The 13,607-nt window shown below is 36.1% G+C and carries 13 protein-coding genes; 2 read left to right on the forward strand and 11 right to left on the reverse strand.

All coding sequences use genetic code 11. The features are described 5' to 3' along the window. Positions 1-6: 6 nt before the first annotated feature. From A0F92_RS03895 to rpsO, 5 genes are all read right to left on the reverse strand, one after another. Entirely contained in the window at positions 7-846 is an 840-nt protein-coding gene (locus A0F92_RS03895) for a M48 family metallopeptidase (RefSeq protein WP_068242000.1), read from the reverse strand. 190 nt (positions 847-1,036) lie between these two features. Next, positions 1,037-1,684, reverse strand: coding sequence for a glycerol-3-phosphate 1-O-acyltransferase PlsY (gene plsY / locus A0F92_RS03900; protein ID WP_068241895.1), 648 nt, complete (start codon positions 1,682-1,684; stop codon positions 1,037-1,039). Positions 1,685-1,839: 155 nt separating this feature from the next. Then, positions 1,840-2,655, reverse strand: a complete 816-nt coding sequence (gene prmA, locus A0F92_RS03905) for a 50S ribosomal protein L11 methyltransferase (protein WP_068242002.1) — start codon at positions 2,653-2,655, stop codon at positions 1,840-1,842. A gap of 77 nt (positions 2,656-2,732) precedes the next feature. Next, entirely contained in the window at positions 2,733-4,889 is a 2,157-nt protein-coding gene (gene pnp / locus A0F92_RS03910; RefSeq protein WP_068241897.1) for a polyribonucleotide nucleotidyltransferase, read from the reverse strand. A 159-nt stretch (positions 4,890-5,048) separates the two neighbouring features. Further along, entirely contained in the window at positions 5,049-5,318 is a 270-nt protein-coding gene (gene rpsO, locus A0F92_RS03915) for a 30S ribosomal protein S15 (RefSeq protein ID WP_068241899.1), read from the reverse strand. A 203-nt stretch (positions 5,319-5,521) separates the two neighbouring features. Between rpsO and A0F92_RS03920 the strand changes: the two genes are divergently transcribed. Together A0F92_RS03920 and A0F92_RS03925 are read left to right on the forward strand one after the other, a co-directional pair. Continuing rightward, positions 5,522-6,625: a glycosyltransferase gene (locus tag A0F92_RS03920; protein WP_253810124.1), complete on the forward strand. Its 1,104-nt coding sequence runs from the start codon at positions 5,522-5,524 to the stop codon at positions 6,623-6,625. Further along, positions 6,601-7,734 carry a glycosyltransferase gene (locus tag A0F92_RS03925; RefSeq protein WP_068241901.1) on the forward strand — a complete coding sequence of 378 codons (1,134 nt, stop codon included), beginning with the start codon at positions 6,601-6,603 and terminating at the stop codon, positions 7,732-7,734. The genes A0F92_RS03920 and A0F92_RS03925 overlap by 25 nt, the downstream gene beginning before the upstream one ends. 3 nt (positions 7,735-7,737) lie before the next feature. Here A0F92_RS03925 and A0F92_RS03930 read toward each other — a convergent pair whose 3' ends face one another. The 6 genes from A0F92_RS03930 to A0F92_RS03955 form a co-directional block, all read right to left on the reverse strand. Continuing rightward, positions 7,738-8,472, reverse strand: coding sequence for a tyrosine-protein phosphatase (locus tag A0F92_RS03930; protein ID WP_068241903.1), 735 nt, complete (start codon positions 8,470-8,472; stop codon positions 7,738-7,740). A gap of 46 nt (positions 8,473-8,518) precedes the next feature. Further along, positions 8,519-8,983, reverse strand: a complete 465-nt coding sequence (locus A0F92_RS03935) for an acyltransferase (protein WP_068241906.1) — start codon at positions 8,981-8,983, stop codon at positions 8,519-8,521. 187 nt (positions 8,984-9,170) lie between these two features. Next, positions 9,171-10,193, reverse strand: a complete 1,023-nt coding sequence (locus tag A0F92_RS03940; protein WP_068241908.1) for a Gfo/Idh/MocA family protein — start codon at positions 10,191-10,193, stop codon at positions 9,171-9,173. A 9-nt stretch (positions 10,194-10,202) separates the two neighbouring features. Beyond that, a complete protein-coding gene (locus A0F92_RS03945; protein WP_068241910.1) occupies positions 10,203-10,694 on the reverse strand; it encodes a KdsC family phosphatase in 492 nt (163 codons plus the stop codon). Positions 10,695-10,714: 20 nt separating this feature from the next. Next, on the reverse strand, positions 10,715-11,233 hold the full coding sequence (locus A0F92_RS03950; RefSeq protein WP_253810126.1) for a UpxY family transcription antiterminator: 519 nt from the start codon (positions 11,231-11,233) through the stop codon (positions 10,715-10,717). Positions 11,234-11,352: 119 nt separating this feature from the next. Further along, on the reverse strand, positions 11,353-13,494 hold the full coding sequence (locus tag A0F92_RS03955) for a carboxy terminal-processing peptidase (RefSeq protein WP_068242009.1): 2,142 nt from the start codon (positions 13,492-13,494) through the stop codon (positions 11,353-11,355). Between the last annotated feature and the right edge of the window lie 113 nt (positions 13,495-13,607).

A 13,607-nucleotide genomic window follows, 5' to 3' on the forward strand; every position in this document is an offset into this window, starting at 1 on the left:
TACCGCCTATTTGCCTGATACAGGATGATAATAAGTTAATGCTCCGGGCATTAAAGCCTCTAATTTTTGAATTCTGTCTGCATCTGCCGGGTGATCGCTCAGGAAAACGGGTGGTTTGGCACCTCCTAAAGCCTCCATTCTTTTCCAAAATGGTATCGCTTCCCGAGGGTCATATCCTGCCATTGCAGCGAATATGAGGCCATAATGATCGGCCTCATATTCCTGTTTTCGTGAGTTGGGTAATAAAACACCTACCTGAGCGGTAGGGGCATATACCTGATTAAATAAATTAACTGCTCTTGTATTGGTTGCCAAAGCCACATTTCCGGCTACTTCAATACCTTGTGCTAAAAGTTGCTGGCTCATTCTTTCACGACCGTGCCCTGCAACCGCATGGGTAATTTCGTGCCCTAAAACAATGGCTAATGCGGTTTCATTTTGCGTAACCGGTAAAATTCCGGTATATACTACCACTTTTCCACCGGGCATACACCAGGCATTAATTTCTTTACTATCCACCAAATTAAATTCCCAATGATAATTTTTCAGTGCGTTGGGTTGTCCATGTTCCGTATAATATTTCTGAATGGCTTCGGCAATTCTATGCCCTACCCTTTGTACCATTTCTGCATCTTTCGTTGTGGCAGGCACTACTTTGTTAGATGACAAAAATGATTGATATTGTGTAATGGCCAAAGCCTGAACTTCACTTTCAGGCACTAAACTTAACTGGCTTCTTCCGGTAATTGAATTACGGCTGCAACCACTAATGATTGAAATAAGCAAAGTTGTACCGGCAATAAAAAAATATTTTTTTGCAGCATCAATAAAAAGCCTTGTTTTCATATAAACTAAATATTTAACCCGATAATTGGTATAATCTAACAATTACTTTTATTTGAAGTATGTCATTAAAACAAATATAATCACTAAAATAATGCCGAAACATACAAATCAGCAGAATTGACAGAAGATAAAGTGCGTTTGTGTAGAAAAAATTGAAAAAGTGGTGAAAGGATGAAGGCAAACAAAAGCATTATTCATTCCTTTTTTTTCGCTTGTCTCTGTGTTTCAAGATAGGCACTTTGCTTTCAGTACCTTTAATAATACGCGAAATATTTTTTTGATGCGTTAAAATAATCATCAGTGCAACAATAACTGCGAATATGCGGTACAAGGTTTCTTTTTCATTAAAAATAAAGAGAATTAAAACCATAAAAGCAACACCTGCCAGTATGGAACTTAAAGAAACAAAACGAGTTAAATACAATACAATTAAAAACACGCCTACACAACTTACTGCAACAATGGGTTGAATGGCCAATGCCATACCAAACAAAGTAGCTACACCTTTCCCTCCTTTAAATCCCGCCCAAATGGGGAAAATATGGCCAAGTACTGCAGCCAATCCTAATCCAATCATTAAATTGGTACGATGCAATTCATTGGTTAAATATTCAGGGTAAAGTATATAGAGCGAAGTAGCAACAACGCCTTTCAACATATCCATTATCATCACAAAAGTGCCCCATTTACTGCCCAGCACTCTGTAGGTGTTGGTAGCACCGGCGTTACCGCTGCCATAATCCCGAATATCAATTCCAAAAAAACGTTTACTTACCCAAACTGATGTAGGAATAGAACCAATTAAATAGGCTGCTATGATGAGTATGATCTCTTTCATGTGTGTCAATGTATTCTATACTTATTAGTTTCAGTTAAAATATGCATTTTATCATAATCATACTTTACAGTAAACTATTGAAATTGGGATGTCAAATATAACCTACCCTACTTAAAAATTCACAAATATTTTATAACGAAAAACAACATACAAAATTATGCTTCATATAAAAAAGCTATCCAACCTTCTTTTTCCAATATTGCTTTTTGTTGCCAAGTTGATTTATGTTGAATCATATTCTTTATTTCAGGTGCATCAGAAACCAGTAAACCGCTTAATAAAATTAGGCCTTTTGGTGATAAGCAATTGATAAAATAATGTAGGTTATCTAAAATAATGTTTCTGTTAACATTAGCCAGTATAATATCAAAATTTTGATCAGTTGCGGCATTATTGGCTTGCTGAATGTTGCAATTTTTGGTATGGTTCATCGCAAAGTTTTCAACGGCATTTTGAATACTCCATGCATCGCAATCGACGGCATAAACAGAAGATGCGCCCAGTTTCTCTGCTAAAATGGCTAAAATGCCGGTTCCGGTTCCAAAATCGAATACCGCTTTTTGGGAAAAATTTATTTGCTGCATTAACTGCATTACCAAAAAGGTAGTGGGATGATGGCCGGTACCAAAACTCATTTTGGGGGTAATGATAATTTCATGCTCAACATTCGAAATTGCATCATGAAAACTGGCACGTATCGCTAAAAAATTTTCAAGCACAACCGGTGAAAAATTCGCTTCCCAATTGGCATTCCAATTTTGTTCCGGAACTGTTTCAATGGTAAATTGTACGGCATATTGATTTAATAAAGAAGTTAATTGGATTTCATTAAAATTGTTTTCAGCAATATAGGCCAATAAGCTACCTGCATTTTCTTCAAACCCATCAAAACCAATGGCTTCAAGTTGTGCAATGAGCATTTCAGTTAGTTCAGTATCGGGTAATTTTATATTTACTTTTATATAAACCATTGCTAACATTTGGTTTTTATTAAAAAAAAACTGCTTACTTCAAAAGTAAACAGCTTTATCCTCCTACTAATTTCTAATTATTGATTGTTTACATCTTCTGCCTGTTTGTTATTGGCATCAGGCTTGGGCATCAATACTTTACGGCTTAGTTTAAACTTACCGGTTTTGTTATCAATTCCAATCAATTTTACTTTTAACTTATCGCCTTCTTTTAAAACACCATCTAAATTTTCTAACCGCTTCCAGCTTATTTCACTAATGTGTAATAATCCTTCTTTTTTAGGTAAAAATTCTACAAAAGCGCCAAACTCTTTAATGCCTTTTACCACTGCATCATAAACTTCACCTACTTCAGGTACCATCACAATGGCTTTAATTTTGGCTACAGCTTTCTCCAATCCTTCTTTATTTGCAGAGAATATACTTACCTCGCCGGTATTCCCAACTTCCTCGATATTAATGGTAGTGCCGGTTTCGCGTTGTAATTCCTGAATAACTTTACCACCAGGGCCAATAATGGCGCCGATAAATTCTTTGTCAACAATTATTTTTTCCATTCTTGGCGTATGCGGTTTCACTTCAGGACGAGCAGCAGGAATAGTAGCATACATCGCATCCAGAATATGTAACCTTGCAGTTTTAGCCTGATTCAATGCTTCACGCATTAACTCCATACTTAAGCCGTCAATTTTTATATCCATTTGTACACCGCAAATACCATCACGAGTGCCGGTTACTTTAAAATCCATATCGCCCAAATGGTCTTCATCTCCTAAAATATCGGTAAGAATGGCATATTTGTTATCGCTTGAACGGGTAATTAAACCCATTGCAATACCACTCACATGTTTTGGGATGGGTACACCTGCATCCATCAGTGCCAAAGAACCCGCACAAACTGTAGCCATAGATGAGGAGCCATTTGATTCTAAAATATCGCTCACAATACGAGTGGTATAAGGATACTCATTACCTGGCATCATTTGTTTTAATGAGCGCATGGCTAAATTTCCATGCCCCACTTCTCTTCTACCCGGACCACGCATAGGTTTTACCTCGCCGGTTGAGAATGGAGGGAAATTATAATGCAAAATAAATTTAGAGTAATCTGATTTAGCCGCACTTTCAATTAACAACTGGTCTAATGGCGTACCCAGTGTTACAGTAGTTAGTGATTGCGTTTCGCCACGGGTAAAAAGCGCTGAGCCATGCGGTGAAGGTAAAACATCAACCTCCATTGCAAGCGGGCGAATTTCTGTAAGCTGGCGGCCATCTAATCTTTTTCTTTCGTCCAGCATCATGTTTCGAACTAGTTCCCATTGCAAATCATCAAAATATTTTTTGGCCAATGCTTTGGTATTATCATCTGCTGTTTCACCTAATTGTTCAACCAAGGCTTTTTTCAAAATGCTGAATGCCTCTGAACGTTGGTCTTTACTGCTGGCGCTACGGGCAATTTCTAATATTTTTTCTGCACAAAATGCATGTACTTGTTTTTGAATATTTTCATCCTGTAAAGGTTTAGGATAATCTCTTTTAGCAGTAATTCCCTTTTTATCTCTTAATTGTTTTTGTGCTTCAATTTGAACACGAATGGCATTATGCGCCAATTCCAACACTTTTACCAAATCTTCTTCCTGACACTCTTTTGCTTCACCTTCCACCATCATCAGGTTTTTTTCTGTAGCTGCTACAATAAAATCCATATCAGCCTGCTCAATTTCTGTTCTTGTAGGGTTAATGATATAATTACCATTTACTCTGCCCACCCTTACTTCAGAGATAATTTCTTTAATTGGAATATCAGAAACAGCCAAGGCTGCAGATGCTGCCAAACAAGCTAAAGCATCAGGCAATACTTCTTTATCTGAAGATATGAGGGTGATTAACACCTGCACATCGCATAAATAATCTTCGGGAAATAAGGGTCTTAATGCACGGTCAACCAACCGTGATATTAAAATTTCGTAATCACTCAATCTGCCTTCCCTTTTGAAAAAAGAACCGGGAATACGCCCGGCTGAACCAAATTTCTCCTGATAGTCAACACTTAACGGAAAAAAAGACTGCCCTTCTTTTGGTTCTTTATTGGCAACAACTGTTGCTAACAGGATACAATTACCCTGACGAACGGTAACCGCACCATCTGCCTGACGTGCAAGTTTACCCGTTTCTATAACCACTTCGGCACCGCCGGGCAAATTAAAGCTTACTTGAATAGGTTGTGATAACATAATACGTTGATTTGTATTGAAATTTAGCCGGCCTGTTAATATATGGCATGCAATTAAATTGCAATAGATGAGAAAAAGTAAATGCAGGTAACTGCTTTAAAAAAAGCTATTCCCAACCGAATAATTTACAGTCAGGAATAGCTTTATAAACATGTCATTTTATTTTCTAAGCCCTAATTTTTCAATTAAAGCCCTGTAACCAGTCAAATTGGTTTTTTGCAAATAAGCCAGTAAACGTTTTCTTTTACCAACCAGTTGCATTAAACCGCGCTGGGTAGAGTGGTCTTTTTTATTTACCTGCAAATGAGCACTGATTTGAGCAATACGCTCAGTAAGCAAAGCTATTTGACCTTCAATAGAACCGGTATTGGTTTCTTTTCCGGCAAATTGGGTTAAAATAGTAACTTTTTTTTCTTTTGTGATTGGCATCTCAATTTCTTTTTTGCGTCTTGATTATTTTTTCTGAAATATTATGGCGGCGAAGGTAATAATTATTTTCTAAAATATTAGCAGCCTGTTTTATTTTATTATGTGCTTTGCACAAATATATTTGAACATGGGATATTTTAAAGAAAACAAAACCCAAAAACAGACGGAATGATATATTTGCTGCCTAACCTTAACCTGACAAATTGACCAGGATCTATTTTACAGTTACTAATTCATTAGTGTATGATCAGCGTATGCAACGAATATGCACCTCGCTGGCTAACAATGGTTATGCAGTTACTTTAATTGGCCGGAAATTAAAAAGTGATCCATTGCCGGAAAAAACGGCTTACCGCAACATCTTGCTAACCTGTTTTTTTTCAAAAACGATCTTATTTTATGCAGAGTACAATATTCGGCTGTTTTTTTATTTACTTACCCAAAAAATGGATATCATCTGCGCCATTGATGCAGATACCCTATTGCCCTGCCTATTTTATTCCCGACTTAAAAAAGTAAAAAGAGTGTATGATGCACATGAATATTTTTCAGAACAAAAAGAAATTGTAATCAGAAAGCGGGTGCAATGGGTATGGCAACGCATTGAAAAATGGTGCATTCCGCAATTTAAAAATGGCTATACTGTGAATGAATTGTTGCAAGTAACTTTTCAAAATAAGTTTGGCGTTAACTATACCATCATCAGAAATCTGCCCATACAACCTGCTGATTATCCATCCAACAATACACCATTGGCAAATACAAAAGTAATTCTTTACCAGGGAGCAGTGAACCATGGCAGATGTTTTGAAACTTTAATTCCTGCCATGAAGCAGGTGAATGCACAGTTATGGATTATTGGCACCGGAAACTTTTTTGATGCAGCCAAACAACTGATTGAAGCACATCAGTTAACCCAAAAAGTGATACTAACCGGTGCACTATTGCCGGAAAAGCTCAAGGAAATTACACCCGGCGCGTATTTGGGCTTAACCCTGTTTGAAGCAAATGGCCTCAATCAAAAACATTCGCTCGCCAACAGGTTTTTTGATTACATCATGGCAGGCATTCCACAAATTTGTGTGAACTTTCCGGCTTATGCTGCCATTCAACAAAAATATCCCGTAACATATATGGTAGATGATACCCATGAAGATACTCTGGCAGCAGCAATGAACAAGTTATTGAATGATACTGTTTTGTATAATCAGTTACAACAACAATGCTATATAGCAAGAAAGGAACTGAATTGGCAAAAAGAAGAAATTAAATTATTATTATTTTGGAAAAACATTTGCATATCATAGATTTTACAGTACCCTACCCTGTTACACATGGCGGGTTGTTTGACCTTTTTTACAAATTACCTGCTTTGCAACAACAGGAAGTCCAAATACATTTGCATTGTTTTTTATATAACAATATGCAACAGGATATTCTGAAGCAATTTTGCAACACGGTTCATTATTATCCACGCTTAACCGGGCATCAGGCACTATCTATGCAATTTCCATATATTGTTAGCAGCAGGGTAAATGAAGACTTGTTGCAAGCATTACTGCAAAATGATTACCCAATTTTAATGGAGGGCATTCACACTACTTATTTACTGAAGGATAAACGCTTTAATGCAAGAAAAAAATTTGTTCGCATTCATAACATCGAGCATTTGTATTATCGGGATCTAGCCAATGCCAGTCATTCCTACTTAAAAAAAATGTATTATTTAAGAGAGAGCCGACTTTTAAAAAAATATGAAGCTTCTATTGTAAATGAAGCCAATGCTTTTTGGGGTGTTACTCATCAGGATGTAAATTTTTTCAGAGAACAGTTTCATTGTACTACTATCGATTATCTACCGGTGTATTTACCCGATACATGGGTTGTTAAACCACTTTCAGCCATGGGTAGTTATTGCCTTTATCAAGGCGATCTCAGTGTTTCTATTAATGAACAGGCGGTATTGTGGTTATTAAAAAATGTTTTCAGTAAAATCAAAATTCCGTTTGTAATAGCCGGCAAAAATCCATCTCAATTACTCCAATCAAAAATTTATCAATATACCCATTGCTGTCTGGTAAGTAATCCTACTGAAAAAGAAATGCAGGACATGATTGCAAAAGCACATATTCATGTAATTTATGCTGAAAGTGATGCTGGCATTAAACTCAAATTACTCAATGCGCTTTTTAATGGCAGGCATTGTGTAGCTAACGCAACATGTGTAAAAGGAAGCGGACTGGAAACACTATGCCATATAGCTACAGATGCTTCAGATTTTTGTGAGGCTATTTCCAATTTATTCAATGCCCCATTTAAAGAAGATTGTAGCCAGATGCGAAAAAAAGTTTTGGAAAAAATGTTCAATAACACCCAAAACGCACAACAACAGGTAGCATGGATTTGGGGAAAATAAGCATTAAATAGTAGCATTTTTAAAATGCGGATACTGACTAAGCATTTTATAATAAGGGGTGGTACATAAATAATGTAACGCAGCCATGTGTTGTGCATGATGCAAATCAGTACCCAATAAATCTATTAATTGAGCGGTTAACAATTTTTCTGCTGTTTGCTTTACATGCTTACCATAGTATCCGGTTAGTGAAAGTGCATTTAACTGTAGCCAACAACCCTTTTCTTTCCATTGTTCATATTTATTCATTTGTTTATGATAATAATTGTATCGCTCAGGATGCGCCAAAACAGGTTGATAACCATCCAGAATTAATTGAAATACACATTGTTCCAGATAAGGGGATGGCGCTAAATAACTCATTTCAATTAAAATAAATTTTTTTTCGCCAAAACAAAGAAATGGTTTCTTTTTTTCAACTGCTTCTACAAAATTTTCATCGGCCATGTATTCTGCTGCAGCTTCTACCTGCATAGCAATATTGTTTTCATTCAATACACGCTTCACTTTCTCCAATGCAGGTAAAATGGTAGTTGGATTATTAGGATATATATTTCCTAAAATGTGAGGGGTACAAATTATTTTTTTATATCCCAACTGCTGCATTTGCTGCAGTAGTTCAATAGAATCGTTGATACTTTTTGCACCATCATCTACCCCCGGTAAAATATGATTGTGCAAATCAGTTTGCAGAAAAGAAAAATCGCCCAAAACCTTTTTTTTGAATATTGAAAACATAACAGCGTTGTAAAAAGAGAATAATAGCTTGATTGATCTTTCAAATTTAAGTGATGTCTTTTAATTTCTTAGCAGGATTGCCTACATACACACCCGGGCGGGTGATAGATTTTGTTACCACTGCACCTGCACCGATTACTACGCCATCACAAATAGATACCGGTAATATAGTGGCATTGCTGCCAATAACTACATGATTACCAATATTCGTTTTTTTCCATAAATTTTTATTGCCTTCTGCTGGCCGGCCATTTACAAAAACATCATTAATAAACATGACGCCATGCCCTATAAAACAATGATGACCTATTGTTACCATTTCGCAGATAAAACTATGCGATTGAATTTTTGTGCTGTGTTCTACTATTACATTTTGCTGAATTTCCACAAATGGCCCTATAAAACAATCATCCCCAATAAAACAATTGTATAAATTACAAGGCTCTACAATTTGAACATTTCTTCCAAACTGAACATTGCGAATGGCAACTTTTTTAGCAATAAATGGCATATATCTGTAAGTTTCTACTTGCTTTATAATTTTAAAGTTACTGTAATGAAAATTAATGATAAGATACAGCTATAGCCTATTTTTTTATAAAAAGAAACACAATCAGGTATTTTATAAAGTTCATGCACCATCCTATTTTTAGCAATCACCCCTTGAATAGTATAGCAATGCATTAAAAAGATTTGTTTTAAAAAGAATTATGCTGAATGGATTGGTGAATGCTTTCTATTAATGCAACTGTTTGCATGGCTTCCTCATTTTGTATGATGGATGCTTTATTGTGCAGTAATATTTCTCTAAAATGGGCATACACTTTATCATGATTACGTATTGAACCCTGATAACTTCCATAGTCATTCGCTTCGGCAGATGTTTCAGTGCAGGCAATATCTCCATGCTTCAAGGTTTGGAATGCAATATTGTCTAAATATTTTCCACCAATTTTAATAATACCGTTTTCTGCATTCAGTAATATGGAGCCCTCGGCATTTTGCTGAAAAGCATTAATACTGTAATGAATACTGCCCAGTGCACCATTGGCAAACTGCAACTGCGCAACACCGGTATCTTCAAACTCAATGATGTTTTGATGTGCCAGATTGGCTGCTGATGCGGCTACAACTTTCACATCACTACCCATAAACCACAATAAAATATCAATAAAATGACTAAACTGTGTAAACAAAATTCCACCATCTAATTGTTTTGTTCCGCGCCATTTACTTTGCATATAATACGCCTCGTCCCGATGCCATAAACAATTTAAATGAACAGAATAAATTTTACCCAATAGTGCCTGTTCAATGGCATGTTTAACTGCTAACACAGGTGGATTAAAGCGGTTTTGCTTTACCACCATTAACAATTTTCCTGCCTTAGAAGCTGCATCAATCATTGCACGGCAATCCATAGCAGAAAGTGCCATCGGTTTTTCTACCAGTACATGAAACCCTGCATCTAAGCCCTGTATTGCCTGAGGAGCATGTAAAGCATTCGGCGTGCAGATTACCAATACTGCTGCATTTTTACATGCTGTAAGCAAATCATTCAAACAACCGAATGCCTTACAATGATATTGTTCTGCGAGTTGTTTGGCTTTGCTTTCATCCACATCACAAACGCCTTCCAATTTACCAAACTGATGCATCAGAGCAGCATGCCGAACACCAATATTTCCGCATCCAACCAAAATAAACTTTACAGATGTCATGATAAAAAATTAAGCGTCGATTAAACCCTGCTTAAACAACATTTCTATGAATTCTCTTACAGCACCTTCACCTCCTTTTTTCTCGAGATGAATAATGCCTTTTATATTTTTAACCTGCTCGACTGCATTAGCGGGGCATGCTGCTACTCCTACTGCTTTCAAGAGTTCAATACAATTAATATCATCACCAACATAAGCAGTTTCTTTCATGGAAATACCTTCTTTTTCACATATTTCTAAAGCTGCATCTAATTTATTGCCGAAACCTCTACCCTGATAAACATAATCAATCTTTAATTTTGCGGCCCTGCGTTCTACAATTTTAGTTGCTTCGGTAGTAATAATGCCTGTTTTAACACCCGCCTTGGTTAACAAATTAAAACCCATCCCATCGTGGGTATTGAATTTTTTAAATTCATCGCCACTTTCAGTATAATACATGCCGGCATCAGTCATTACTCCATCTACATCTGACAAAAACAACTTAATTTTTTTATACATAAAATATTTTTAATGCATTATTATATGGGCAACAGGTATTCAATTGGAAATTCAACCACCAAAACCTGTCCAAGTGTATCTAACTGAACATATACTTTTTTCTTGCCGGTTCGTAATACTTCGCCTTCATTATCCATAAAAACACCGCCTTTAATTTTTACCCTTGTTTTTTCTTTTAATGCCTGTATTCCGGTTACCTGAATGGTTGTTCCGGGCATCAATAAATATTGTTTGATGATTTCTATTTCCTCATCTCTTATTATGGCAGGTTTGCCCAAATAATGAATAAAATTGATGATGCCATCTGTATCTAAAACAGCAATACGTTCCATTTCATTAATCCTGACAAACACATAAGAGCGGAATAATGGCACTTCTATAATTTTTTTTCTATCCGACCATTGCCGTTCTACTTTCTGCACCGGGCACCAACTTTCAATTCCTTTCTGTAATAAAATATTATCTGATTTTTTTTCCCACCGGGGTTTAGTATACACTGCATACCATTTTCTTTCTCTGGATAACATAGTGCTTTGCATTCAATTACAAATGTAAGATTAGTTCTTTTTTCAAACACTACTATCCAACAATTCCTTGAATGTTTTAAAAAGAAAGGGGCTGCTGTTGAATAGCAACCCCCTAAATATTTTTTTGTGTTTTAATGTTGCTTCATGGCTGTTTGTGCCTTTCCGGCATCAATCATATCTGCAATTACTTTTGCTGACTGGTAGATGTACATATCTTTTGTACGATCTTTTAACCACTCCTGGTATCTTTTCCCTTTGGCTGTATCGGAATTGTTGTAATACATATCCTTATCAGATGGAAGTACCTGCAAATCCATTGGCGCTTTTAATTTCAATAAATTATTGTCTTGTTCTGCAGTTGCAATAATTTGTTGCTGATCTTTTTTAAATACCTCATAATTCATCTCAACCGGCGCATCTGTTTTTTGTGCCAGCCATTTTGTATTGTTATTGATTAAACTAAATATTTTATTGGCCTGGATAGCCTCATTTTCTTTTTGGATAAGCGCATTGCGGTCATAATTCTCCTGCCAGGTTTGAAAAGCAGCTTTTGCAATTTCATCCCATGGCAATGCAGATGGATTATCTTTTTCACGCATTTTCATATAATCATACAAATCAGGGATGATTACATCGGGTGTAACACCTTTTAATTGTGTTGAGCCACCATTAATTCTGTAAAATTTCTGAAAAGTTAATTTCACTGCACCATTTTCAGTTCTGCCCGAAAAATTATCCAATGGTTTACCCAACGGAACATTTTTTTGAACGGTACCTTTTCCATAAGAGCGGCTTCCAATAATAATACCTCTTTTGTAATCCTGAATGGCTGCGGCAAAAATTTCGCTGGCAGAAGCACTTCCTTCATTAATCATAACAGCCAATGGGCCATCGTATAAAACGGAATTATCTCTGTCAGTTAATACTGTTGAGCTGCCATCTTTATCCCGTACCTGAACAACAGGGCCTTGACCAATAAACAAACCCACCATTTGCACCACTTCATACAAAGAACCACCGCCATTAAACCTTAAATCCATCACAATACCATCAACATGCTGGTCTTTTAATTTCTTTATTTCTTTGGCCACATCTTCCGAGCTACGAGCACCATTTGCACGTTCAAAATCTGCATAAAACTCCGGCAAATAAATATATCCTATTTTTTTTCCATTTTGATTGATAACTAAACTTCTGGCAAATGATTCATCTAATACAACTTCACTTCTGATTAATGATACCACTTTAATACTCCCGTCCGGATGTTTCACAGTTAATCTTACTTCAGTTCCTTTATCGCCTCTAATTAATTTAACAGCATCTGTAACATCATAACCTGCAATATCAACCGGTTCTGCATTGCCCTGGCCAACCTTTAAAATAATATCATTGGCCATCAACTGACCGCTTTTCCAGGCTGCACCGCCATTTTGAATATTTACAATTTTAATATTTCCATCTGATTCTGTGAGCTGCGCACCAATGCCAAAAAACCGGTTGCTCATCATTTCATCAAACTCTCTTTTTTCTATTGGGGGAAAATAATCAGTATGCGGATCCATCAGGTTGCAGATGGTGTTCAGAAATAAATTAAACCGTTCATCATCGTTAAATTTAACTTTAATACGCTCAAAAATTTTATTTTCAGTTCGCAACACACTTTGCCTGGCCTCGGCCTCCAACTGGTGGTCGGTTTTATTTTTAATAGAATCAACCACAGCTTTTTGGCGCTGGTTTTGCAAATCATAAAACCGGTTAAGCGTAATATATTTCAATTTTTTATACCATCTTTCTTTTTTATCAGCTTCATTTCGGGGATAATCTAACTGATCTACATTGGTAATAATAGAATCCTGATTAGTAAAAGTGAATGGATGTGATAAAATTGACTTGTATAATTCTACAGTTTCAGCCACACGGGTATTATAAATGGCAGACACAGCTGGTACAAATGCAATGGGTGCACCATGAATTTCGTCATCAATGATGGTGGAATATTTTTTTAATGCTTCAATATCTTTTTGAAGAAAAATGCTTTTATCATCATCAGCCCACATATCAGTTAAATACTTATTAAATACTTTTACGGAGAATGAATCATTGATTTTTTGCGGACTGTAATGTTCCGTTTCTAACAGTTGCCCAATTGTTACTAATAATTTTTGCTTTTGATTAATAGTGAGGTCATTTTTTGCGCTTAATGTAGTAAATGCTACAAAAGAAGCACCGAATAAAACCAATAATGCTACTAATACTCCTTTAGGACTCTTCATAAATTTTATAAAATTTTGCATATTAATCTTCAAAAATAGGTGAATTACAACTGTGGTAAAAGTAACGTTTCCCTATTAACAAAGGTTTTGGAATCTAAAACTTTCCATGAAAT

The organism is Hydrotalea flava (assembly GCF_001623405.1).
GTDB lineage: Bacteria > Bacteroidota > Bacteroidia > Chitinophagales > Chitinophagaceae > Hydrotalea > Hydrotalea flava.